Source organism: Arthrobacter sp. CJ23 (assembly GCF_024741795.1).
Classification (GTDB): Bacteria; Actinomycetota; Actinomycetes; order Actinomycetales; family Micrococcaceae; genus Arthrobacter.
Genome location: NZ_CP102950.1, coordinates 1,786,504 through 1,811,068, shown reverse-complemented (window position 1 = coordinate 1,811,068; position 24,565 = coordinate 1,786,504). Strand labels below are relative to the sequence as shown.

Genomic DNA, 24,565 nt, shown 5'->3' with positions numbered 1-24,565 from the left:
CAGGGCAACCGCCCTATGTGGAGAAGTGCGGACCGGGCAAACGGAATCGGCGATGTGGAGGACAGGTCAGGCATCCCCCGCCCGCCGCGACACAGTGCAGGCGGCCCCTCAGGCCGTGGGGCTGTCCTGCTTGTCGGAACGGGTCCGGCGTCGTTCAATCCGGCTGCGCCGCTGTTCCAGCAGCGTGGCCAGCAGCGGCGGTACGTGGACGCCCTGTGCTGCCATCTGGCGGCGCACCTTGCGGCGGGTCACCAGAATCAGCACTGTGCCGAGGCCCAGGAGCAGGAATTGCACGCTGAGGGCAATCCGGAACGGGGCCAGGCCGTAGAGCTCTCCGCCTGAGAAGCCCGTGGCGTTCAGCACGTCGAGGATGAGGCCGATCAGGTAGATGGCCACGAGGGCCGCGATGAACCCGCCCACGTTGACGATTCCCGTGGCCGTGCCGATCCGGTGCGAAGGGTTGAAGGTGCGGGCGAAGTCGAAGCCGATCATGGATCCCGGCCCACCGACGGCCAGGACCACTACCAGGAGGGCAAGCAGCCAGAGGGGTGCCCTGTCCGGCAGGACAAGCACGGCCGCCCAGGCCAGCGCCGTGGCGAGCGTGATCAGCAGGACCATGGCCGAGCGCCGCATGGGGTGCTTGGACACGAAGCGGCCGAATCCGGGGCCTGCCACGATGGCGGTGGCCACAAACAGGGCCATGAGCCCTGAGACCGTGGCAGCATCAAGCCCCTGGGCTGAGATGAGGAAGGGGTACCCCCAGGTCATGGCGAACATGTTCCCGCTGAACTGGATGGTGAAGTGGCTCCAGAGGCCCAGCCTGGTGCCCGGCTGTTTCCAGGCCCGGGACAGGGAGATCCCGGTGGCGCGCAGCCCCTGGCCGGTTTCGCGCGGCGGATGGCCCGGGGGCGCATCCCGCATGATGGCCAGGACCAGCACGACGGCGACCACCGACATTGCGGCCAGGCCCAGGAAGGCGGGGGTCCAGCCGACGGTGTGCAGCATCAGTGCAAAGGGCACCACACTGAACAGTTGCCCGAGCTGCCCGCTCATGCCGGTCAGCTGGGTCACGATCGGCACTTTGGACGGGGCGAACCACAGCGGGATGAGCCTGATCACCGAAATGAAGGTCATTGCGTCGCCCGCGCCCACCAGCACCCGGCCCATCACGCCGCCGGGAATGCTGTCGGCGTGGGCGAGCTGCAGCTGACCCAGCCCCATGAGCACGGCGCCGCCGGCCACCATGGCCCGCGAGCCGAAGCGGTCAACCAGGACCCCCACGGGAATCTGCAGTCCTGCGTAGACGAGCAGCTGCAGCACGGTAAAGAACGAGATGGCAGCAGCGCTTGCGTGGAAGCGCTCCGTCGCTTCCAGTCCGGCCACTCCGAACGATGTCCGCTGGGTGACCGCCACCAGATAGGCGAACACCCCGATTGTCCAGATGAGCCAGGCGCGGGGAGCATTCACTCCTCGATTATGCCAGCCCGCCGTTAAAGACAGATTTAAGGACGCGAGTCTTTTCGGGCCAAATAGGCCTCCACAGCGGCGCCGATGTCCTCGGCATTGGGCAGTTCATCGTTTTCGTCGGCCAGCAGCGAACGGCGGACCGTGCCCTCGGCTTTCTCGTCGTAGCGGGTCTCCAAGTTGGCAACCACCTGCTGGACTTCCTCGGACGCCTCGATCTGTTCGGCGATCTGCCGGCCGACTTCCCGTCCTGCCTCGCGGAGGCGGTCCGTGGGCAGCATGAGGGACGTTGCCGCACCCAGATACTCCAGTCCGGCCACCGCGGCGGGCGGGTATTCAGCTTCAGAGAGGTAGTGCGGCACGTGGATGACGTAGCCGGCAACGTTCCGTTCCGCCTCGGTGAGCCTGAGCTCGAGGATGTGGCCGATGGCTGCCGGCACCTCCACAGTGGGCTTCCAGCTGGAGATGCCCTCGATGAGTTCCGGCCGGTTGCCGTGCACGGTGACACCGACGGGGCGCGTGTGCGGCACGGGCATGGGGATGGAATGGATCCAGGCCACCAGGTTGACGTCCAGCTTTTCCACTATCCCGACGACGGCGCGCGAGAAGCGCTCCCACTGCAGGTCCGGCTCGAAGCCCGCGAGCAGGAGGAAAGGTTGACCCAGGCCGTCCTTGAGGCGGTAGAGGGCCAGCTTCGGTGCCTGGTAGTCCTGCAGGTGGTCCTCGACGAAGCTGATATGCGGGCGCCGGGAGCGGTAGTCGATCAGCTGGTCGGCGTCGAACACTGCCACCACCTCGGCGTCGACGTCGGACCCGTCCAGCAGTTCGGCGTTGATCTGCCTGACCACATGCCCGGCGTCGGCAAAGCCGGTGAAGCCCATCAGCATGTTCAGACCGCGGAGTTCCGGGCTGTGGAACAGTTCGATGTTGCTGGCGTAGAGCGCCTCAGGGTCCAGGAGGGAGCCGGATATCCGTTCAAACACGGCATGGTCCTTTCGCGTAGGCGAGGTTCGGGGTCAGCCGCCGCACGCCTGGGTTCACACCATCGAAGGCCCGCGGGGCTCTATGTATTCTTACAACGCCTTGCGCGGGTCAGGCATTCCTGACCGCGGATGTGCTGCAGCTCTCATTTAATTGCCGTCCGGCGCAGTCGAGAGACTACGATCGAAGCGGGCCGCCCAGGCGGCCCTGAAGACGAAGGCCGTCGTCGCAAGAGGACGGCGGACGCGTACCCGGGGCGGGCGCCAAACATGCAGCCCCCCGCCATGCAACGCAGAGAGAAGTGAGGACAGATCCTCGTGGTCAAGACTACTGACATCACCCTGGCCGTTATCGCCAAGGACCTCAAGAAGTCCCCCAGTGACGCGCTCGTCATTGGAGTGGCGCAAGGCACGGACGGGCCGGTGCTGCTCGCGAACCCGTTGAGCGCCAAGGCCGCGGAGACCCTGGCCGGCTCCCTTGAGGTCCTCGGTGTCACGGGTGCCCCCGATCAGGCCCACCGCCTGCCGGGCCTGCCCGAAACCGGCGCCGGCGTCCTGGTCCTGGCCGGCGTCGGCAACCTGGAGAACGGCGCCCTGTCCGAAGAGGCCCTGCGCCGCGCCGCTGGATCCGCAGTCCGCCAGCTCGCCGGGCTTGCCTCCGTCACGCTTGCCTTCCCGACGGCGTCCCTCGCCGACGTCGCGGCGGTCGCCGAAGGCGCCACCCTGGGCGCCTATTCCTACACGGAGCACCGTTCCAGCAAGGACGGACTGAAGGACCCCGTGGCCAAGGCCGTCATCTACACGGATGTCGCCGCCAAGGACGCCCAGCCGGCCCTGGACCGCGCCGGGCTGATCGGCCGCGCGGTCAATGCGACCCGCACCCTGGTCAACCAGCCGCCCAGCCACCTCTACCCCGAGTCCTTCGCGGACTCCGCCAAGGAACTCGCCAAGGGCCTGCCCGTCAAGATCACGGTGTGGGACGAGAAGCGCCTTGAGAAGGAAGGCTTCGGCGGCATCCTGGGCGTCGGAAAGGGCTCAACGCGCCAGCCTCGCCTCGTGAAGGTGGAGTACGCGCCGGCCAAGGCGAGCAAGAAGATCGCCCTGGTGGGCAAGGGCATCACCTTTGACACCGGTGGAATCTCGATCAAGCCGGCCCTCGGCATGGGGGACATGAAGAGCGACATGGCGGGCGCCGCCGTCGTGCTTAACACTGTCCTGGCGGTTGCCGGGCTGGGCCTGCCCGTAAAGGTCACTGCCTGGCTCTGCATCGCCGAGAACATGCCCTCCGGCGCCGCGCAGCGTCCCGCCGACGTCCTCACCGTCTACGGCGGCAAGACCGTGGAGGTGCTCAACACTGACGCCGAGGGCCGCCTGGTCATGGCGGACGGCCTCGTGGCGGCGAGCCTTGAGCAGCCGGACGCCATCATCGACGTCGCCACGCTGACCGGCGCGCAGCTGATCGCCCTGGGCAACCGCACGGCGGGCGTCATGGGTTCCGACAGCGTCACTGCCGCCCTGAAGTCGGCGGCCGACCGTGCGGGCGAGCTGGTCTGGCCCATGCCGCTCCCGGAAGAACTGCGCGCCAGCCTGGACTCCCAGGTGGCCGACCTGGCCAACATCGGAGAACGGCATGGCGGCATGATGACCGCCGCGGTCTTCCTGCGCGAGTTTGTGGGCAAGGATGCGGCGGGCGAGCAGATCCCGTGGGCGCACGTGGACATCGCCGGGCCTTCCTTCAACAACGGCAGCCCCTACGGCTACACGCCCAAGCAGGGAACGGGCTGCACTGTCCGCACACTGCTTGCCTATGTGGAGGACGTCCTGGCGGCTTCCGCGTAGATACGCCCAGCACCCTTTCCGGGGCGTGCCGCAGGGGCCGCGGACAGCTCCGTGGCCCCTGCAGCACCCGCCAAGCGGCGGGAAGATGCTCGCTGTGTCACTCCACAACGTGAGTCTGGACACAAGCGCCCCACAAACGCCTGCCGAGGGTGGGAGCATGGGTAGGTGGTTCGCTAAGGTGAACTTCGATAGTCACAAATGCAAGAGAACTTTCGTGCTGGCATAATCACGGCAGAACAAGTTCCAAGACCAGATGACGCGTTGTCGCGTGTCATCATTCACGCGAGGGAGCGTCTAAGTGGCCGATCAGGCAACTGCGCAAGAATTCGACATCCTGGTACTCGGTGGCGGCAGCGGCGGCTACGCCACGGCTCTGCGGGCCGTACAGCTTGGTTTCACGGTTGGCCTTATCGAAAAGGCAAAGCTCGGAGGCACCTGCCTCCACAACGGCTGCATCCCCACCAAGGCACTGCTGCACTCGGCTGAACTGGCCGACCACGCACGCGATTCCGGCAAGTACGGCGTGAATGTCACGTTCGACGGCATCGACATGTCAGCCGTGAACGCGTACAAGGACGGCATCGTTGCCGGCAAGTACAAGGGCCTGCAGGGACTCATCAAGTCCAAGGGCATCACGGTCATCGAAGGCGAAGGCAAGCTGCAGGGCAACAACACCATTGTTGTGAACGGCACCGCCTACACCGGCAAGAACATCGTTCTGGCCACGGGCTCCTACTCGCGCTCGCTTCCCGGCCTGGAAATCGGCGGCAAGGTCATAACCTCCGACGAGGCCCTGGTGATGGACTACATCCCCAAGAGCGCCATCGTGCTCGGCGGCGGCGTCATCGGCGTCGAGTTCGCTTCCGTCTGGAAGTCCTTCGGTGTGGACGTCACCATCATCGAGGGCCTGCCCTCCCTCGTCCCGAACGAGGACGCCTCCATCGTGAAGAACCTGGAGCGCGCCTTCAAGAAGCGCGGCATCAAATTCAGCACCGGGATCTTCTTCCAGGGCGTGGAGCAGGACGAGAACGGCGTCAAGGTCACCCTCGTTGACGGCAAGACCTTCGAAGCAGAGCTGCTGCTGGTCGCCGTCGGCCGTGGCCCCGTCACCGCAAACCTCGGCTACGAAGAAGCCGGCATCACGCTGGACCGTGGCTTCGTCATCACCAACGAGCGCCTGCACACCGGCGTCGGCAACATCTACGCCGTGGGCGACATCGTCCCGGGAGTGCAGCTGGCCCACCGCGGCTACCAGCAGGGCATCTTCGTCGCCGAAGAAATCGCCGGCCTGAACCCCACCATCGTTGAAGACGTGAACATCCCCAAGGTCACGTTCTGCGAGCCTGAAATCGCCACCGTCGGCTACACCGAAAAGGGCGCCAAGGAGAAGTTCGGCGACGACCAGGTGGAGACCCAGGAATACAACCTGGCCGGCAACGGCAAGAGCTCCATCCTCGGCACCGGCGGCATCGTCAAGGTTGTCCGCCAGAAGGACGGCCCCGTCGTCGGCATTCACATGATCGGCTCCCGCATGGGCGAGCAGATCGGCGAAGCACAGCTGATCGTCAACTGGGAAGCATACCCGGAGGACGTCGCACAGCTGGTCCACGCCCACCCGACGCAGAACGAAACCCTGGGCGAAGCCCACCTTGCCCTCGCGGGCAAGCCGCTTCACGGTTAAGACTTCACCCAAGCCACGGTCCGGTGCGTCCGGCCAACCTGCCCGACGCACCGGACCGAACCAAGAATTCATCCACAAGATCAATAAGGAGAACGGGGACGACATGTCTGAATCCGTTAACTTGCCCGCCCTCGGTGAGAGTGTCACCGAAGGAACCGTCACCCGCTGGCTCAAGCAGGTTGGTGACCGGGTAGAGATCGACGAGCCGCTGCTCGAGGTTTCCACCGACAAAGTAGACACCGAAATCCCCTCTCCGATCGCTGGCGTCATCGAGGAAATTCTCGTCGCTGAGGACGAGACCGCCGAAGTTGGCGCTCCCCTGGTGCGCATCGGCGACGGCTCCGGTTCTGCTGCTCCCGCTGCCGAAGCCGCGCCGGCCGAGGCCGCACCCGCTGCCCCCGTGGTAGAGGAAGCCCCCGCAGCTCCGGCCGCCGAGGCACCTGCTGCTCCGGCACCCGTCGCCGCAGGCGAAGGCCACGAAGTGACCCTCCCGGCCCTGGGCGAAAGCGTCACCGAAGGAACCGTTACCCGCTGGCTGAAGGCCGTGGGCGACACGGTTGAGATCGACGAGCCGCTGCTCGAGGTTTCCACCGACAAGGTCGACACCGAGATCCCGTCCCCGGTTGCAGGCACCCTGCAGGAAATCCGTGTGAACGAGGACGAGACCGCAGAGGTCGGCTCCGTTCTGGCCGTCATCGGCTCCGGCGCAGCCGCACCCGCTGCTCCGGCTCCGGCCGCTGCTCCGGCACCCGTCGCCGCAGCTCCCGTTGCCGCACCGGCTCCGGCCGCTGCTCCGGATTCGGCCGCAGCACCGGCACCCGTCGCCGCAGCCCCCGTTGCCGCACCGGCACCTGCTGCCCCGGTAGCTGCTGCCCCGGCCGAATCCGGCTACGTCACTCCCCTGGTCCGCAAGCTCGCCAACCAGCACGGTGTGGACATCGCCGCTGTGGCAGGCACCGGCGTCGGCGGCCGCATCCGCAAGCAGGACGTGCTCGCCGCGGCAGAAGCCAAGAACGCTGCCGCCCCGGCAGCTGCACCGGCTGCACCGGCCGCCGCAACCGCAAGCAAGCCCGCCGCCGCCCCGGTGGTTGCGTCCTCGCTGCGCGGCACCGTAGCCAAGGCACCGCGCATCCGCCAGGTCATCGCCCGCCGCATGCGCGAGTCCCTCGAGATCTCCACCCAGCTGACGCAGGTGCACGAGGTCGACATGACCAAGGTCGCCAAGCTCCGCCTCAAGGCCAAGAACTCGTTCCAGGCCCAGAACGGCGTCAAGCTGACCTTCCTGCCCTTCATTGCCAAGGCTGTCGCCGAGGCGCTCAAGCAGCACCCCAAGCTCAACGCTGCCTACGATGAAGACAAGCAGGAAATCACCTACCACAACGCCGAGCACCTGGCGATCGCCGTCGACACCGACAAGGGCCTGCTGGTTCCGGTCATCTCCGACGCCGGCAATCTGAACCTTGCCGGCCTGGCCGGCAAGATCGCCGACGTCGCAGGCCGCACGCGTGACGGCAAGATCGGCCCGGACGAACTGTCCGGCGGCACGTTCAGCATCACCAACATCGGTTCCGTTGGCGCCCTGTTCGACACCCCGATCATCAACCAGCCGCAGGTGGGCATCCTCGGCACCGGCGCCATCGTCAAGCGCGCCGTTGTTGTTGCCGATGAGAACGGTGACGACTCGATCGCCATCCGCTCCATGATGTACCTCTCGCTCACGTACGACCACCGCCTGGTGGACGGCGCTGACGCTGGCCGCTTCCTGCAGACCCTCAAGGCCCGCCTTGAGGAAGGTGCGTTCGAGGCAGATCTGGGACTCTAGTCCTGATCGATTCATGACGGCCGCCGCTTCCGGCGGCGGTCAATGAACGACGGCGGGGCAGGCTCCGGTGCGAAAGCGCCGGGACCTGCCCCGCTTCTGTTTGCTCCGGTTGTCCATCCTGTGCGTGCCGCCTGCGTGGCCTTGCTACGGGACGTAGAACCTTCTGGCTAAGCTTGAGCCATGAGTATTCTCTTCAGCATCCTGGTGTTCTTGCACATCGTCGGCGCAGCCATGATTGTGGGCTACTGGATCGCCACTATGAAAGAGCCGACCGTCCACCCGCGCCAGCGCGACGGCGCCTTCCTGCAGCTGCTCACGGGCATCGCCATGATGGGCCTGCTGCCCTTCATGCCCGACGCCGACCCCAACTACTTCAAGCTCGGCATCAAGTTCGCCATCGGCGTCGCCGTTGCCGTGCTTGCGGTGATCGGCTCGCGCAAGGTCAAGAAGGGCGAGGCCGTTTCCACTGGCATCGCGCATGGCGTTGGCGGACTGGCCCTGGTCAACATCGCCATCGCCACGATCTGGAACTGATTCCGCAGACGAACAACACAACGGCAGCCCCGCTCTGGCGGGGCTGCCGTTGCCGCTTGACCCGCGCCTCGGGCGTGGGCCCCGGCTCAGTCGTGGGCGATGCAGAACTCGTTGCCTTCGGGGTCCTGCATGACATCCCAGTGGAAGTCCCCCAGGTCATGGCCCTCCACGAACACGGCCCCGAGCGATTCAGCCTTGCGGCGCAGGCCGGCAGGGTCGTCGTCGTGGATGTCCAGGTGCAGGCGCCGGCGGCCCTCGGTGGGCGCCTCCACCTGCTGGAAGGCCAGCTGCGGCATACCGGCAGCAGCAGGCCGGAGCCAGAGGAACTGCCCGGACCTCGCCGAGACGGGAAGGTCCAGCAGCGCAGACCAGAATCCGGCCAGTTCTTCGGCGTCCACCGCGTTGACCATGATCGTGGCAATCCGCGGCGGCTTCCTGGCCGGGGCGGCATCGTTGTGCGTGTGGCTCTCCATCCGCACAGTCTAGGGGTCACAATCCACTGACAGCGGACAGGTGTGCGGCCGGACCCGTGAATCCATAGGATTGTCTCTGGTGGCATCCGGCGGCTGGCCGGATGCCGATACGCAACGACGCTCAGGAGTGGACATGGCAACAACACGCACCGCACACACCGTTTGGAACGGCAACCTCATCGAAGGCGCCGGCAACACCACGCTGGACAGCTCCGGACTGGGCACCTTCGACGTCACCTGGAAGGCCCGCTCCGAATCCGCCGAAGGCAAGACCAGCCCCGAAGAGCTCATTGCCGCCGCGCACTCCGCCTGCTTCTCCATGGCCTTCAGCAACGGCGTGGCCGGCGCCGGCTTCAGCCCGGAAGAAGTCAACACCAAGGCCGATGTGACCTTCCAGCCGGGCGAGGGCATCACCGGCATCCACCTGACGGTCAGCGCCCGCATCCCCGGCGCCACCGAAGAGGAATTCCAGGCCCTGGCCGAAGACGCCAAGGTCAACTGCCCCGTGTCCCAGGCCCTCCGCGCCACGCCGATCACCCTGACCGCAACGCTCGCCGTCTAGGTCGCGCGGCTTCCAGGACTGACGGAAAAGCCCGGCCCCACCCTTTCTCGGGAGGAGCCGGGCTTTTCCGTGCCCTGCGGGCCTGGCCCTGGTACAGGCCCCGCCGCGCTACGGCCGGGCCGGGAGCGGCGCTGGACGGACCGTGCGGTAGCCCTCGCGCAGCGGCGGACGGTCCGTGGGCAGCTCCTGGACCATTTCCTTCAGCGCACCGATGCCGTACTCCAACTGCGGATCGGTTCCGGCTGCGTAGGCGTGCGGCGGGAACACCACCTCGATGTCCGGCTCCACACCCCTGTTTTCGACGTCCCAGCCGATCCCGCCGCCGAACCAGGTGGCGTAGCGCGGCTGGGTGACCCCGGTCCCGTCAGCCAGGGAGAAGCGGTTGTCGATCCCCACCACGCCGCCCCAGGTCCGGGTGCCGATCACCGGGCCGATGCCGCGCAGCTTGGAGACCTGGGTAATGATGTCGCCGTCGGAGCCGGCGAATTCATCGGCCAGGATGATGACGGGGCCGCGGGGGGCGTGGTGCGGATAAGTGCGCGGCTTCTCGCCGCGGGGCATGCTCCAGCCGGTGACCTTGCGTCCGATCAGTTCGGCCACCAGCTGCGAGGTGTGGCCGCCGCGGTTGCGTCGCACGTCCACGATCAGCCCGTCCAGGGACGTTTCGGTGTCCAGGTCGCGGTGCAGCTGCGCCCAGCCGTTGGCCATCATGTCCGGCACATGCAGGTAACCGAAGGCGCCGTCGGAGGCTTCGCGGACGGTGCGGCGGTTGGCCTGGACCCAGTCCTGGTACCGTAGGCGTTCCTCGTCCCGGACGGGCACCACGGCAACGCGTCGCTGCCGTCCGGCGGCGGCGCCGTGTCCGCTGCCGTTGCGCAGGGTAAGTTCAACGGTGCGCCCGGCGGCGCCGACCAGCTGCATGGCGGGGCTCACCGAGGCGGAGAGCTCGACGCCGTCGATCGCCAGCAGAAGGTCGCCCACCTTCGCGTCTGCCCCGGGGCGGGTGAGCGGGGACGTGGCGAGCGGGTCCGAGGATTCGCCAGCCAGGATCCGGGTGATTTCCCAGCCTTCGGCGGTGAGCTTCAGTTCGGCGCCGAGCCGGCCCTGGCCGTTCCTGCCGGGCTCGGTGGCCGCGGCGGGCCGGACGTAGGCGTGCGAGGTGCCGAGTTCGCCGTGGAGTTCCCACAGGAGGTCGACCAGGTCGTCGTGCGAGCCCAGGCGTTCCACCACGGGGCGGTACCGCGCGTGGATCGCGTCCCAGTCCTGTCCGGCCATGTCCGCGGTCCAGAAGAAGTCGCGCTGGAGCCGCCAGGCCTCGTCGAAGGCCTGGCCCCAGGCAGCCACGGGGTCCAGGATGACGCGGATCCGGTTGAGGTCAACCTTGACGAGTTCCCCCGATTCCTCGTCGGCCTTTGCGTTGGCGGGGACCGCGCTGATCTGCTTGTCCAGCACGAACACGACGCGCTTGCCGTCTTCGGAGAGCCGGTAGCGGTCCACGGCGGGCACCAGGGTGGCCGGCTTGCGCTTGGCGAACTCGTAGCGGACGAGAGACGGTGCCGGTTCCTTTTCCTGCAGGGTTCCCCGGCCTTCGCCGGTAACGCCGCTGAGTTCGGTGTCCAGCCAGAGCAGGGCACCATCGGCTGCGGTGAGCCCGGAATAGTTGCCCTGCGGCACCGGCACGCCGATCACGCGGTGGGCCAGGCCCTCGGCGTCAACCCGGACCTCCGGAACGACCGTGTCCTCGGCCTTGTTTCCCTTGCCTGCGACCTCCCTGCCTGCGGTTTCGCCGGCATCCGGGGCTCCGAGCGGATCCACGGAAGGGCCAAACGGCGACGGCGTGTCCGCGGCAAGTGCCACGAGGTAGGGCTTGATGGGGCTCGGGAAGGAGAGGTCGAAGGCATGGCCGTCGTAGACCGGGTCAAAGCTGCGGTTGGACAGGAAGGCCAGGAATTTGCCATCAGGCGTGAAGGTGGGTGATTCGTCGCAGAAACGGCCATCTGTCACGTCGACGATGGCGGTCTGCGCGTCGGCCGGGCGGGCGATCCGAAGCTTGCTCCGGGAGCCGAACGACGTCACGGGCTCGGACCAGGCCAGCCAGCGGGAATCAGGCGACCAGGCAAGGTGTTCGATGCTTCCCTCGCCCACGCTGACCAAAAGCGTCAGGGTTCCCTCGGCCGTGTCGGCCACGAAGACGTCGCCGAAGGCCGTGCCGACGGCCAGCCACCGTCCGTCCGGACTCGCTTCGAGGGCGCTGGTGCGTGCCGGCTTCGGGAACGCGACTCGGATTTCGCCGGTGGCCTCCTGCGCGGCCGCAGCCGTCGCACCGGCTTCCTGTGCACCTGTTTCCTGCACATCGTCGGCAGGCACCGCCGTCGGACGTTCAGCCGCTGCCAGCCGGCCCTCCGGCGTCCTGGAGGGAACTCCGGTCTGGCCTGTCACCGCGGAGGCCGCAACCGGCTTCGGCAAGGCATCCCCTGTTTCCGCTGGAAACGGGGGCTGCGCCGGCGCGGGAAGCTGCATGCTGCCGGACAGGACCGGCGCGATGTCCTTGATGTAGATGGCTTCAACGCCGCCGTGGTCCGCCACGTAGGCGATGCGGCCGTCAGTGAGCGGCCGAGGCAGGCGGGCACGGACACCGGGGGTCGCTTCCACCACACGTGACGGCCCGTCCTTGTGCCGCAGCCAGTGGATGGTGCCGTGCGTTTCGATGGCGCTGGCCGTGCCCTCCGCATTCGGGAACACGTCGCCGAGGTGCAGTCCGGCCTTGAGCGGCGCGGGCCTGCGCGCCGGGGAGGCGGAACCGAGGACGATGTCCAGCCTCACGGCATCGGAATCAAGTCCGGCCAGCAGCCACAGTTCGCCGGCGGACTCGAAGATGATCCGCTGGCCGTCGGTGCTGGCGTGCCGGACGTAGAAATCCTCGTGGTCCGTGTGGCGCCGCAGTTCCGAGCCGTCGGGCAGTACGGAGTACAGGTTGCCGTAGCCCTCGTGGTCCGAGAGGAAAGCGATCCTGCCCGCCACCCACAGAGGGTCGGCCAGGTTTCCGTCAATCTGCGGAACCAGCCGCTCAAACTCGCCGTTGCCGTCGGAGTCGATCCACAGCTTCCCGGCCGTGCCGCCGCGGTAGCGCTTCCACCATGCAGGCTCGCGGGACAGCACACTGGCAAGCACCACGGGCTTCTCGTCGCCGATTTCCGGGCCGTACGCCACAGAGTCGACAGGTCCGAAGGGAAGCCCGACGGCGGTGCCGCCGCCCAGCGGGAGGCTGTAGGCATGCGTGTGGCGGCCTTCGGCCTGCTGGAAGGCGCTGGTCACCAGCACATCGCCGGACGGCGTGAATCCCTTGACACGCGTGGTGCTGTGCCCGAAATGGCTCAGCTGGCGGTACCCGCCGCCGTCGACGTCGGCAGTGAGGACCTCCGGGGAGGTCCCGACGACGGCCGTCCAGACGAGCTGTTTGCCGTCCGGCGTGAAGCGTGGGTTGCGTGCCTGCAGTTGCTGGGACGCTACGCGCCAGGCGCGGCCGCCCTCGACGGGGGCGATCCAGACGTCGTCTTCGGCCACGAACGTGACCAGATCGCCGTGCAGGTGCGGGAAGCGGAGGTAGCTGGAGGAGGTCATCGTTCGATCATAGTCAAGAGGCAGGAGCCGAGGGGCCAACGCCGAACGGTCCGTGCCTCCTTCCTGCGGCACGGCAGCCGTGATGAGATGGACCATGCGGATCGTGATTGCAGGAGCCTCCGGAATGATCGGCACGGCGTTGGCCGGGTACCTCAGGGAGCAAGGCGAGGACGTGGTGCGGCTGGTCCGGCGGGCAGCTGGCAGCCCGGACGAGGCCACCTGGGATCCGGCAGCCGGCGTGCTCGAGGAATCGGTGCTGGACGGTGCGGATGCCGTGGTGAACCTTTCCGGCGCGGGCATCGGGGACCGGCCCTGGACGCGGCGAAGGGTCCGTGAAATCCGCGAATCCCGCCTGCATGCCACGCGCACGCTGACCTCGGCGATGGGCCGCCTCGGCACCCCGCCCGCGGTCTTCATCAGCCAGTCCGCGTCCGGCTACTACGGCGCGTCCCGGCCCGGGCTGCTCCGCGAGGACTCCGGCCCGGGCACAGGGATGCTGGCGGCGCTGTGCGTCGAATGGGAGAAGGCTGCGCGGACGGCTCCGGCCAATGTCCGGGTTGTGGCGCCCCGTACTGGGGTGGTGCTCAGCCGCTCGGGAGGGGCACTCGGTCCGGTGCTTCCGTTGCTGAAACTGGGCCTCGGCGGCCCGCTCGGAAACGGCCGCCAGTACTGGCCGTGGATCAGCCTGGCGGACGAGGTGGCTGCCTTCAGTTTTCTCCTGCGCTCCGGGCTTGAAGGTCCGGTCAACGTGTGTGCACCGGAGAGCGCGGACGTCAATGCGATCGTGGCCAGCCTTGCCGCAGCATTCCACCGGCCGGCCGTCCTCCGCGTTCCCACGCCAGTGCTGCGGCTGGTCCTGGGCCGGCTTGCCGATGAACTCGTCCTCGCCAACCAGCGCATGGAGCCGGCACGGCTCACCGGTTCCGGATTCCAATGGCAGCACCCTGCTTTGGCCGACGCCACCGCGTGGCTGGCCGGCACCGAGGACGGCTGACGGCTGACAGCAGATAGCCGACTGCTACGTCGCGGCGGCCAGGATCTCGGAGATCCGCCAGGCACCGTTCGTCCGGACGAGGACGAGCCGCAGCTCCTGGGATTGTCCGGGAGCCTGGGCGCTGACGGTGGCCCCTGATTCGTCGCGTTCCGCATAGGCGGAGGTGCTGGCGACAACGGCAACCGTGGCCCGTTCACCGGTGGTTCCCGGTTCCACGGCAATGTTGCTCAGTGTCGTGGTGAATCCTGCCAGCACCAGGCGCCCGCCTTCCGCCTGGCTCCGTTCCAGCTGCGCACGGATCCTGGCATCGGCGGCGGCCGCCGCGGACCCCGGCAGGTTTACCTCGTCCAAAAGCTGCAGCGGCCCCTGCTTCAGCGCCAGGTCCCGCACGGCCGAAAGGGCAAGGACCGCTTCGACCGGATCGTCCGACGCCAGCTGCTTGCGCAGCTGCTCCGGCAATCCGGCTCCGGCTGTTTCATGGGTCTGTGCTGCTGCCAGAGCCCCGGCCCCATGTGCGTCCACTGCTGCTTCGACCGGTTCCCGGAACAGCCAAATGGCCGAAACCGCCATCACTGCGATCAGCACCGAGGCGATCAAGACGGAACCTGGCCAGCGGGCAAGCCTGGACGCCCGCACACCGACGTGGCCGCCGTGGCCTGCCCGTGCGTGGTCGCGCAGCCCGCTCTTCGCCCGCCGTCGCGTTCCCGGGGCCGGCATGTGCCCGCGGATGCGCCGGAGCCCCTTGAGCCTTCCCCGGATGCCGCCCGTGGGCGCAATGGACTGCCGCCGCGTCAGGAGTTCGGGGACGACCGTCGCATGCACGGAGCCGGAGAGGTCCACCGGCTCCGGTGCGGCGCAGCGGTAGACGGCCGTTCCCAGTTCCGCGGCAGAGGGCCGGTGCCTGCCGTCGGGGTTGAGGCCGGCCTCAATGGCTGCCGCGAGTCCTGCGGGTACCTCCGGCACGAGCAGGGACAAGGGCGGCCGCTTGGCCGTCAGCTCCGGCACCGATCCGGTGAGGCAATACCAGCCCAGTGCGGCCAGGGAATAGACGTCCCGCTCGGGATGAAGTCCGGCCGTGCCCGCATCGGCGCCGCCGGGATCGGCGAACCCCGGAGTCCCTGCAGCGGATTCGGGAACCGCTTCGCCGAGCATCCTGGCGATCCCCAGGTCCGCCAGCAGGGGTTTGCCGTGCGCTGTGAAGAGGATATTGCCCGGTGAAACATCGGAATGGGTCATGCCGTGGCCGTGCAGGTACGAAATGACCTGCGCCACAGGCGTCAGGACCGTCACGGTTTCGCCGACACCCAGCCTCCCGCGGCTGGCCACCAGCTGGCCCAGGGATCCCCCGGCGGCGTAGTCCAGGACCAGGCCGAGGCTGCCGTCGGCGGCGCCTCCCAGCCTGACCACGTCGTGGGTCTTGACCAGATGCTCGTGGTTCAGCCGCGAGAGGATCCGCACCTCACGGAGCAGCTCGGCCTGCCTGGCGGCAGCACCGGCGTCGGGCAGTCCGGCGTCGAGGCATTTGACGGCGAAAAGCCGGCCATCCGCTTCCCTGGCGGCCAGCCACACGCTGGCGCTGGCGCCGCGCCCCAGCTCGCGGGATGGCCGGAATCCGGGGATCAGCGGCATGGCCCCGGCAACAGTCGGCAAATTCTCCATGCTCAAGGTTTACCGGATCCGAGGATTTCCCGCAGAAGTTATCCACAGGCCCGCAAACCGGGCGTCCGCCAAGGAGAGGAGTACGACTGAGAGCTTGGCCACAAAATCACAGCCATCGCCGCACGGGGTCTAAGCTTGAACCCATGACTCTTGAGTTCTCCCAACTGGGTCTTGCCCCCGATTTCGTTGATTACATGCAGGGCTGGGATCTCCAGCGCGAAATCCACAACAAAGTTGTTGCCGGCGAGAAACCCAGCACCGTTTTGCTTCTGGAGCACGCCGCCGTCTACACGGCCGGCAAGCTCACGGAAGACCACGAGCGTCCCTTCGACGGCACTCCCGTTGTTCCTGTGGACCGTGGCGGCAAGCTGACGTGGCACGGTCCCGGCCAGCTGATTGCCTACCCCATCCTGAAGCTGAAGAACCGCGCCGGAATCCGCGACTACGTGGAGCGGCTTGAGGCCACGATGATCGCGGTCATGGATGACTACGGCATCAAGGCCGTCACCGTGAAAGGCCGGGCCGGCGTCTGGGTCCTGGCCGATGACAAGGGCCCTGACCGCAAGATCGCGGCCATCGGCATCCGCGTCCTGGACGGTGTCACCATGCACGGTGTCGCGATCAACTGCAGCAACGACCTTTCGCCGTACGCACAGATCATCGCGTGCGGGATCACGGACGCCAGCGTCACCACCATGTCCATTGAGACGGGCCAGGTCATCAACCCGGCCGACATCGCCGAGCGCTTCGTGGAAGAGTTCCGCAAGCACGAAGAAGCACTCGTTTTCAGCCCCGAAGGAGCTATCCAGTGACCCTGGCACCTGAAGGCCGCAAGCTGCTGCGCGTTGAACAGCGCAATGCCGCCGTCCCGGTCGAACGCAAGCCCGAGTGGATCAAGGCCAAGGTCCAGATGGGCCCGGAGTTCGTGGGCCTGAAGAACCTCGTCAAGAAGGAAGGCCTGCACACCGTCTGCGAGGAAGCCGGCTGCCCCAACATCTTCGAATGCTGGGAAGACAAGGAAGCAACCTTCCTGATCGGCGGCTCCGAATGCACCCGGCGCTGCGACTTCTGCCAGATCGACACTGGCAAGCCCTCCCCCGTGGACCGCTTCGAACCCACCAAGGTGGCCCGCTCCGTGCAGGCCATGAACCTGCGCTACGCCACCGTCACCGGCGTGGCCCGCGACGACCTCGCGGACGAGGGCGTCTGGCTCTACGCCGAGACCGTCCGCAAGATCCACGAACTGAACCCCGGCACCGGCGTCGAACTGCTCATCCCGGACTTCTCCGGCAAACCCGAGCACATCGCCGCGATCTGCGACTCCGCCCCGGAGGTGTTCGCGCACAACGTCGAGACCGTGCCCCGCATCTTCAAGCGCATCCGGCCCGCGTTCCGCTACGAACGCTCCCTGGACGTCATCACCCAGGGCCGGGACCTGGGCATGGTCACCAAGTCCAACCTCATCCTGGGCATGGGCGAAACCCGCCAGGAGATCTCCGAGGCCCTCGCGGACCTGCACGCCGCCGGCTGCGACCTGATCACCATCACCCAGTACCTGCGCCCCTCCGAACGGCACCTGCCCGTGGACCGCTGGGTCAAGCCCCAGGAATTCGTGGACCTCGCCACCGAGGCCGAGGAGCTCGGCTTCCTGGGCGTCATGTCCGGGCCCCTGGTCCGCTCCTCCTACCGCGCCGGCCGGCTCTGGGCCACCGCGATGCGCAAGAAGGGCCGGCAGATCCCCGCCCACCTGGCCCACATCGCCGAAGGCATCCAGGACTCCGGCACCACCCGCCAGGAAGCCCGCACCATCCTCGCCGCCCACGCCGGCTAGGAACAGCATCTTCAAGTCATAAGGACCGGACATCGGGCACAACCGGAGTCCGGTCCTTAGACGTACATCACGTAGAATTAAGGCACTATGGCGAACTCCCCTGATTCCAGCAACCCGACCCCGTCGGCCGACGCTCCCAAGCGTGGGCTGTTCAACCGCAAGCCCAAGGAAGCGAAGGCCAAGAAGCCGAGCCAGCTGAAGCAGATCGGCGAGGTCTTCAAGATGACCCGCCGCAACGACCCCCAGGTCGTCTGGCTGATGCTCCTCGCTTTCCTTGCGATCGTTGCCGTCAGCTTCCTGGTCGGTTTCCTCCTGGAAAACTGGGTCACCGGCCTGATCATCGGCATTCCGCTGGGTCTGCTCGCCGCCGTCTTCATCCTCTCGCGCCGGGCCGAGCGCGCTGCTTTCGCGCAGATCGAGAACCAGCCGGGCGCCTCAGGCGCCGCTCTGGGCACGCTGCGCCGTGGCTGGATCACGCAGGACCAGCCGGTTGCCGTCAACCCGCGCACGCAGGATGCCGTGTTCATGGCGATCGGCCGCCCCGGCGTCGTTCTTGTCGCCGAGGGCCCAACGCACCGCGTCAAGCCCCTGGTCGACGCCGAGCGGAAGCGCCTGGCACGCATCCTCCCGAACGTCACCATCCACGTCATCGAAAGCGGCCGCGGCGAAGGCCAGGTGCCCCTCAACCAGATTGCCAAGAACATGGGCAAGCTCAAGAAGGAACTCACCAAGATCGAGGTCAACGCCGTCAGCAAGCGCATCAACTCGCTGGGCAACCGTCTTCCGATCCCCAAGGGCATCGACCCCTACAAGGCCCGCCCGGACCGCAAGGCCGCCCGCGGACGCTGATTTCCGTTCCACGCAAAGCGCCCCGCCTCCTGGATCTCCAGGGAGCGGGGCGCTTTTGTGTCTGCTGGGTCTGTGCTTGTGCTGCGCCGAGCCGGGAACGGCGGGAAAGTTACATCCGGATAAGGATGGTGTTCATGGCCTTGTCATGGATGCCGCGCTGGTCCGGATCGAAGATGACGGCGGGGATCACCAGGCACAGGAGCACGGCGCGCACCAGGGCCGCGAGCGGGCCTGCGGGGCCGCCGCCCAGCCGGACCACGTGGATTCCGGCCATCCGGTGCCCGATGCTGTAGCCAAGGGTGCCGATCAGGAGGATCTGCTCGGCGGCAAACACTGCCAAGGTGGCCCACTGGTTGCCACCGAAGGCGAAGTTGCTGATGACCAGGGCAATGGTCCAGTCGATGGCGATCGCCAGGATGCGCCGCCCTGCCCGCGCCATCGAACCGGGCCCGGACTCGGGAAGGCCAAGCCTCTCGCCCGGGTACTTGGAGATGCCGGACGTGTCCGGGCCGGTAAGCCATGAGCCGATGTCTTTACGATCTACCACCCTTCAAGACTAACGGCTGTGGCTTTCGGTGCCCGACGGCGGGGGCTTCTTATGGTGCGGCCGCCGCCTTGCGCTGCCTGCACTGTTCACCCGTTGGACGGCAATCGCCACGGAACCTGGATTCCGACTAGCGTTTACACAACAGATGATTCTGTAACCTGCCCGAAACAATACGGATACCCTGGGGAAATCCCATGTCCCTAAGGTTGTGTAAGTTGCTAGCCACCGCGGCAAGGGGGAGATTTTTGTGTCTCCTCCCTATCGCATTGCGCTGGACCAGACGGCCTCCTGGCCTGTTACTTGATATGCGTAAGGAGCATAGATGTTCAAGACCGCGGACGAAGTCCTCCAGTTCATCAAAGACGAAGACATCAAGTTCGTCGATATCCGCTTCACCGACCTGCCGGGCGTCCAGCAGCACTTCAATGTGCCGGCCAAGAGCGTAGACCTCGACTTCTTCGTCCACGGTCAGCTGTTCGATGGCTCCTCCATCCGCGGCTTCCAGGGCATCGCCGAGTCCGACATGCAGCTCATCCCGGACGTCACCTCGGCCTTCGTGGACACGTTCCGCATCGAGAAGACGCTGGCACTGAACTTCTCCATCGTGAACCCGCGCACCGGCGACCCGTACCACCGCGACCCGCGTGGCGTGGCTGAGAAGGCTGAAGCCTACCTCGCCTCCACCGGCATTGCAGACACCGCGTTCTTCGCTCCCGAGGCCGAGTTCTTCGTCTTCGACAACATCCAGTACCAGTCCTCCCCGCAGGGCAGCTTCTACAAGATCGACTCCGAAGAAGCGCACTGGAACACGGGCCGCAAGGAAGAGGGCGGCAACCTCGGTTACAAGACCCCGGTCAAGGGCGGTTACTTCCCGGTTGCCCCGACCGACAAGCAGGCTGACCTGCGCGACGCCATGTGCGTTGAGCTGGACAAGGCCGGCCTCGAAGTTGAGCGTTCGCACCACGAAGTTGGTTCCGCCGGCCAGGCAGAGATCAACTACAAGTTCACCACGCTGACCTCGGCAGCCGATGACCTGCAGAAGTTCAAGTACGTCATCAAGAACACCGCTGACGCGTGGGGCAAGTCCGTCACGTTCATGCCGAAGCCGGTCTTCGGTGACAACGGCTCGGGCATGCACTGCCACCAGTCGCTGTGGAGCAACGGCGAGCCGCTGTTCTACGACGAGAAGGGCTACGCCGGCCTCTCGGACATGGCGCGCTGGTACATCGGCGGCCTGCTGAAGCACTCCTCGGCTGTTCTGGCCTTCACCAACCCGACGGTCAACTCCTACCGCCGCCTGGTCAAGGGCTTCGAAGCTCCGGTCAACATGGTCTACTCGCAGGGCAACCGCTCCGCCGGTATCCGCATCCCGATCACGGGCTCCAACCCGAAGGCCAAGCGCATCGAGTTCCGCGCGCCGGACCCCTCCTCGAACCCGTACCTGGCATTCGCTGCCCAGCTGATGGCCGGCATTGACGGCATCCGCAACCGCATCGAACCCCCGGCTCCGATCGACAAGGACCTTTACGAGCTCCCCGCCGAGGAAGCCAAGGACATCCCCAAGGCTCCGGGTTCCCTCGAGGAAGCCCTCGAAGCACTGCGCGAGGACAACGAGTTCCTGCAGGCCGGCGGCGTCTTCACCCAGGACTTGATCGACACCTGGATCGAATACAAGTACGAGAACGAAATCAAGCCGCTCGCGCTGCGCCCGAACCCGTACGAGTTCGAGCTCTACTACAGCTGCTAGTCAGGACACGCGGCTAACGGAGTTTAGTCCGCAGGGAGTCCGCAGGAATCTGGATTCCTCCACACGAGAAGGGGCCACAGGCATCACGCCTGTGGCCCCTTCTCTGCATCTATGCCTTCTGTGCTTGTGGAGGCCACGCCTAGCGGTGCTTGGCCCACGTCTTCCACGAGCGTATGAGGTTCACCGACGCGACGAACAGGCCGCACGTGATGAACACGGCCCACACGATGGATGCTACATACGGGTGCATCTTCTGCTCACACTCCTCACCGTCATGCACCGCAGACCAAGCCTGGAACGCCACGCCGCCCCCGGGATAAACACCGGCAATCGAGGGGTCCGTTGATGCCGCAATTCTATCCCTCGGACCGTCCTGCCAATAGGCCAGTCACGCCCCGAATGCCTTGTACATGATCCTCTGCGGTCCGGAGTCCCCGCCAAGGTATTGCCCGTGGTCGCTGAACCCGGCTTTCACGTAAGCAGCCTGGCCGGCCGGGTTCCGTTCATTGACGGAGAGCACGACGCCGGCCTGGCCGCCGCCCAGCCTCCGCGTCAGTTTCCGGGCTTCCTCCACGGCGGCAGCCGCGGCCAGCGTCCCGAGTCCTCTCCCCTGCGCCCTCTTGTCGATCAGGAAGCCCCTCAGCAGCCAGGCCGAATCGTCGTCCGGCCACCCGGCAAGCCGTGCCGCCCCGGGCTGCAGGGTCAGGACGCCCACGGCAGATCCGCCGGCCTCGATGACATACGGCAGCCGGGCCTCCTCCTCGAGGCCCAGGAGCATCATCCGGAAGGGGTCGCCGACAAAGTCGCTCTGCCCCGCGGCCAGTTCCATCCCGGCGACCGCACCGAGCTGGATGGCGCGGGCATCGTCGTCGAGCATTTTCAGCGGGATCAGCCACACGGTGTCAAGCATCCCCTGAGCCTAGCGAAGGAGGCGCCGGCAGGATCAGATGCCGTAGAACTGCTTCTCGAACACACCCCGGGCGCGTCGGCTCAGGCGCAGGTAGTCTTCCTCGAACTCGGCCGCCACGCCGGGTGCATAGCCGCACCAGCGCGCCACGGCTTCCAGGTCGCGACGCGACGAGGGCAGCACATCGGAAGCCCGCCCGGTCACGATGACGTTGGCTGAACGGATCCGGCTGGCCAGCTGCCATGCCTTCCGCAGCAGTCCTGCGTCCCCCTTGCCCAAAAGGCCCAGTGTCTCCGCTGCGGCCAGCGCCTCGAGCGTCGAACTGCTCCGCAGCTCCGGATGCTTGCCGGCATGCTGCAGCTGCAGGAGCTGAACGAGCCACTCGACGTCGCTGAGCCCGCCGCGTCCCAGCTTGACGTGCCGTGCAGGGTCGGCGCCGCGGGGCAGCCGTTCGGATTCCACGCGGGCCTTGACCCGGCGGATTTCCCGGACATCCGTCTCCGCAAGCGTCCCCGGGTACCGGATGGGATTGATCAGGGCCAGGAAATCGGCGGCCAACTGGTCGGAGCCGGCCATCGGCCGGGCCCGCAGCAGCGCCTGGGCTTCCCAGATCAAGGACCATCGCCGGTAATACTCCGCATAGGAGTCCAGCGAACGCACCATGGCGCCGTTCTTGCCCTCGGGGCGGAGGTCGGCATCCACCACCAGCACGCGCTCGGCCATGATGGCCGGCTTGAGGGGCTGGGTCAGCAGGCTGGAGATGAGCCCCACGATCGCCGTCGCCTGCTCCTGGGCCTCCTCTTCACGGAACCCGGGCAGGGCCCGGTGGACGTACATGACATCGGCATCGGAACCGTAGCCGATCTCGCGGCCGCCCTGCCGGCCCATGGCCACCACCAGGACCTCGGTCTTGAGCGGCGCAGACGCCGAGACGATGTTCTCGGCCACGTGGAGGGCACCCAGGACGGCGGCACGGTCCGTGTCGGCCAGGGCGAGGCCCACCTGCTCCTGGTCGAGGAGCCCCGAACTGTCGGCGATGGCGATGCGCAGGGTCTCGCGGCGCCGGATGAGCCGGATCAGGCGCATGCTCTTCTCCGGCTCGGCGTGCCGGGACATCTTGGACTGGATTTCCTGCCACTGCGCCTCGAAGCTGATGGGTGCCAGCTCCTTGTCGTTGCCCAGCCAAGCCACCGATTCGGGCGAAACCTCCAGCAGGTCCGCTATCAGCCGTGAGTTCGCCAGGACGTGGCAGAGCCGTTCTGCGGCTGCCTGGGAATCCCGGAGCATGCCCAGGTACCAATGAGTGGTTCCCAGGGCCTCGCTGACACGGCGGAATCCCAGCAGGCCGGCGTCGGGATCCACTCCCTCGGCGAGCCAACTGAGCAGCACAGGAAGCAGCTGCCGCTGGAGGGCTGCCCGTCGGCTGACGCCGGCGGTGAGGGCCTCGATGTGCCGCAGCGCACCGGACGGATCCAGGTAGCCAAGTGCCGCGAGCCGGCCTTGGGCGGCCTCGGGTGTCAGCCGGGCATCTTCGCTGCTCAGCGCCGCGGCAGTGTTCAGGAGCGGGCGGTAGAAGATCCGGTCGTGCAGTTCCCGCACGGAACGCTTGGTCTTCTGCCAGGTCCCGATCAGCTGGTCCGGGTGCGGGCGCTCCATACTGAACGGCCCCAGGACCGCCTTTGCCAGGAACCGCTGCGCCTCGGCACTGGCGGGCATGAGATGCGTGCGGCGCATCTGGAAGAGCTGGATGCGGTGTTCGAGGAGCCGCAAGTAGCGGTACGCGTTGTCGAACGCAGCGGCGTCCGCCCGGCCGATGTAGCCCCCGGCGGACAATGCGGCGATAGCGGAGGTGGTGTCCCGGCGGCGAAGGGACTCGTCCGACTTGCCGTGCACCAGCTGGAGCAGCTGCACCGTGAATTCGACGTCCCGCAGTCCGCCGCGCCCCAGCTTGATCTGGCGCTGTTCCTCGGCGGCGGGGATGTTGTCGGTGACGCGGCGGCGCATGGCCTGCACGGACTCCACGAAGCCCTCGCGGCCGGCGGACGCCCAAACGAGCGGCTGGACGGCGTCCTCATAGCGGGCGCCCAATTCCTTGTCGCCGGCGATCGTCCGGGCCTTAAGCAGCGCCTGGAACTCCCAGCTTTCAGCCCAGCGCGCGTAGTAGCTCAGGTGCGAGGCGAGTGTGCGGACCAGCGGCCCGGACTTTCCCTCCGGCCGCAGATTGGCGTCCACTTCCCACAGCCCGGGTTCCGGCGCCGGGGAGGAAATCACCCGGGAGATGCCGGCCGCCAGGGCCGTCCCGATCGTGGCCGCACGGGCGTCCTCCAGACCGGCCGCCTCGATGACGTAGATGACGTCGACGTCGGAAATGTAGTTCAGTTCACGGGCACCGCACTTGCCCATCCCGATGACGGCAAGCCCGACGGCGGCGATCTCGGCGGCGTCGAACTGGCCCACGGCCTCGGCGCGGGACACCGCCAGGGCGCCCTCGATCGCGGCGCCGGCGAGGTCGGCCAGTTCGGCCCCGACGAAGGGCATGTAGTCCTGCGGCGAGGCAGCGCACAGGTCCTTGATGGCCAGCTCGGCCAGGCCGCGGCGGTAGGCGGTGCGCAGGGCCGCGTAGGCGGGCACACCCGTCAACCCGGCCACCGGACGGGGCGAACCCGGTTCGGCCCGGACGCTGCGCAGGAACCTGGAACGCAGTTCCTCGGCGTCAGTCGGCACCGGTTCCGGGCTGACCCGGACGTTGAACACGTCCAGATGCTCCGGGCGCCGGATCAGGAACTCACCGAGGGCCTCGGACGCTCCCAGCAGGCGGTAGAGCGGCTCACTGGTATCCGGATCGGCCGCGGCCAGTTCCTTCAGGGCCGGGTGCTTCTCGATCAGCCGGACCAGGGACTGCAGGGCTGTGTCCGGGTTCGCGGCGATCGAGAGGCCGGCGAACAGGGTGTCCTGGTCGATCCCGTCCAGTTCGGGCGCGCCAAGGAACCTCTCGCCCTTCTCAAGATCACTGAAACCGGCCGAGATGAGCCGACGTGCAAGGCTCATGCGGCGC

General features: G+C 67.1%; 18 protein-coding genes. 10 read left to right on the top strand and 8 right to left on the bottom strand.

Annotation, left to right across the window (positions count from 1 at the left end):
- Positions 1-108: 108 nt before the first annotated feature.
- Positions 109-1,467, bottom strand: a complete 1,359-nt coding sequence (locus NVV90_RS08015) for a nitrate/nitrite transporter (protein ID WP_258440647.1) — start codon at positions 1,465-1,467, stop codon at positions 109-111.
- 35 nt (positions 1,468-1,502) lie between these two features.
- Positions 1,503-2,447 (bottom strand): proteasome assembly chaperone family protein, encoded by a 945-nt coding sequence (locus tag NVV90_RS08010; protein ID WP_258440646.1) that lies wholly within the window; start codon positions 2,445-2,447, stop codon positions 1,503-1,505.
- Between the two features lie 315 nt (positions 2,448-2,762).
- Between NVV90_RS08010 and NVV90_RS08005 the strand changes: the two genes are divergently transcribed.
- The 4 genes from NVV90_RS08005 to NVV90_RS07990 all read left to right on the top strand — a co-directional run bounded on the left by NVV90_RS08005 (position 2,763) and on the right by NVV90_RS07990 (position 8,320).
- Positions 2,763-4,283: a leucyl aminopeptidase gene (locus tag NVV90_RS08005; protein ID WP_258440645.1), complete on the top strand. Its 1,521-nt coding sequence runs from the start codon at positions 2,763-2,765 to the stop codon at positions 4,281-4,283.
- Positions 4,284-4,581: 298 nt separating this feature from the next.
- A complete protein-coding gene (lpdA, locus tag NVV90_RS08000) occupies positions 4,582-5,964 on the top strand; it encodes a dihydrolipoyl dehydrogenase (protein WP_207617246.1) in 1,383 nt (460 codons plus the stop codon).
- A gap of 103 nt (positions 5,965-6,067) precedes the next feature.
- Entirely contained in the window at positions 6,068-7,786 is a 1,719-nt protein-coding gene (sucB, locus tag NVV90_RS07995; RefSeq protein WP_258440644.1) for a 2-oxoglutarate dehydrogenase, E2 component, dihydrolipoamide succinyltransferase, read from the top strand.
- Positions 7,787-7,966: 180 nt separating this feature from the next.
- Complete coding sequence (locus tag NVV90_RS07990) at positions 7,967-8,320, top strand: hypothetical protein (RefSeq protein WP_258440643.1); 354 nt, start codon at positions 7,967-7,969, stop codon at positions 8,318-8,320.
- An 86-nt stretch (positions 8,321-8,406) separates the two neighbouring features.
- On the opposite strand, the gene NVV90_RS07985 is transcribed toward NVV90_RS07990, so the two are convergent.
- A complete protein-coding gene (locus NVV90_RS07985) occupies positions 8,407-8,793 on the bottom strand; it encodes a VOC family protein (RefSeq protein WP_258440642.1) in 387 nt (128 codons plus the stop codon).
- Between the two features lie 133 nt (positions 8,794-8,926).
- On the opposite strand from NVV90_RS07985, the gene NVV90_RS07980 reads away from it, so the two are divergent.
- Complete coding sequence (locus NVV90_RS07980) at positions 8,927-9,355, top strand: OsmC family protein (RefSeq protein WP_258440641.1); 429 nt, start codon at positions 8,927-8,929, stop codon at positions 9,353-9,355.
- A 108-nt stretch (positions 9,356-9,463) separates the two neighbouring features.
- Here NVV90_RS07980 and NVV90_RS07975 read toward each other — a convergent pair whose 3' ends face one another.
- A complete protein-coding gene (locus tag NVV90_RS07975) occupies positions 9,464-12,976 on the bottom strand; it encodes a S41 family peptidase (protein ID WP_258440640.1) in 3,513 nt (1,170 codons plus the stop codon).
- Between the two features lie 94 nt (positions 12,977-13,070).
- Between NVV90_RS07975 and NVV90_RS07970 the strand changes: the two genes are divergently transcribed.
- Positions 13,071-13,970: a TIGR01777 family oxidoreductase gene (locus tag NVV90_RS07970; protein ID WP_258440639.1), complete on the top strand. Its 900-nt coding sequence runs from the start codon at positions 13,071-13,073 to the stop codon at positions 13,968-13,970.
- A 24-nt stretch (positions 13,971-13,994) separates the two neighbouring features.
- On the opposite strand, the gene NVV90_RS07965 is transcribed toward NVV90_RS07970, so the two are convergent.
- Positions 13,995-15,629 carry a serine/threonine-protein kinase gene (locus NVV90_RS07965; protein ID WP_258440638.1) on the bottom strand — a complete coding sequence of 545 codons (1,635 nt, stop codon included), beginning with the start codon at positions 15,627-15,629 and terminating at the stop codon, positions 13,995-13,997.
- Positions 15,630-15,772: 143 nt separating this feature from the next.
- On the opposite strand from NVV90_RS07965, the gene lipB reads away from it, so the two are divergent.
- The 3 genes from lipB (at position 15,773) to NVV90_RS07950 (ending at position 18,309) form a co-directional block, all read left to right on the top strand.
- Complete coding sequence (gene lipB, locus NVV90_RS07960) at positions 15,773-16,441, top strand: lipoyl(octanoyl) transferase LipB (protein WP_258440637.1); 669 nt, start codon at positions 15,773-15,775, stop codon at positions 16,439-16,441.
- A complete protein-coding gene (lipA, locus tag NVV90_RS07955) occupies positions 16,438-17,460 on the top strand; it encodes a lipoyl synthase (RefSeq protein WP_258440636.1) in 1,023 nt (340 codons plus the stop codon). Before lipB ends, lipA begins: the two co-directional genes overlap by 4 nt.
- Before the next feature lie 87 nt (positions 17,461-17,547).
- On the top strand, positions 17,548-18,309 hold the full coding sequence (locus tag NVV90_RS07950) for a DUF4191 domain-containing protein (protein WP_258440635.1): 762 nt from the start codon (positions 17,548-17,550) through the stop codon (positions 18,307-18,309).
- Positions 18,310-18,418: 109 nt separating this feature from the next.
- Here the strand turns inward: NVV90_RS07950 and NVV90_RS07945 are convergent, their stop codons facing one another.
- A complete protein-coding gene (locus NVV90_RS07945; RefSeq protein WP_258440634.1) occupies positions 18,419-18,856 on the bottom strand; it encodes an RDD family protein in 438 nt (145 codons plus the stop codon).
- 322 nt (positions 18,857-19,178) lie between these two features.
- On the opposite strand from NVV90_RS07945, the gene glnA reads away from it, so the two are divergent.
- Entirely contained in the window at positions 19,179-20,603 is a 1,425-nt protein-coding gene (gene glnA / locus NVV90_RS07940; protein ID WP_207616282.1) for a type I glutamate--ammonia ligase, read from the top strand.
- A 388-nt stretch (positions 20,604-20,991) separates the two neighbouring features.
- Here glnA and NVV90_RS07935 read toward each other — a convergent pair whose 3' ends face one another.
- Positions 20,992-21,513 carry a GNAT family N-acetyltransferase gene (locus tag NVV90_RS07935; protein WP_258440633.1) on the bottom strand — a complete coding sequence of 174 codons (522 nt, stop codon included), beginning with the start codon at positions 21,511-21,513 and terminating at the stop codon, positions 20,992-20,994.
- A 33-nt stretch (positions 21,514-21,546) separates the two neighbouring features.
- On the bottom strand, positions 21,547-24,558 hold the full coding sequence (locus NVV90_RS07930; RefSeq protein WP_258440632.1) for a bifunctional [glutamine synthetase] adenylyltransferase/[glutamine synthetase]-adenylyl-L-tyrosine phosphorylase: 3,012 nt from the start codon (positions 24,556-24,558) through the stop codon (positions 21,547-21,549).
- Between the last annotated feature and the right edge of the window lie 7 nt (positions 24,559-24,565).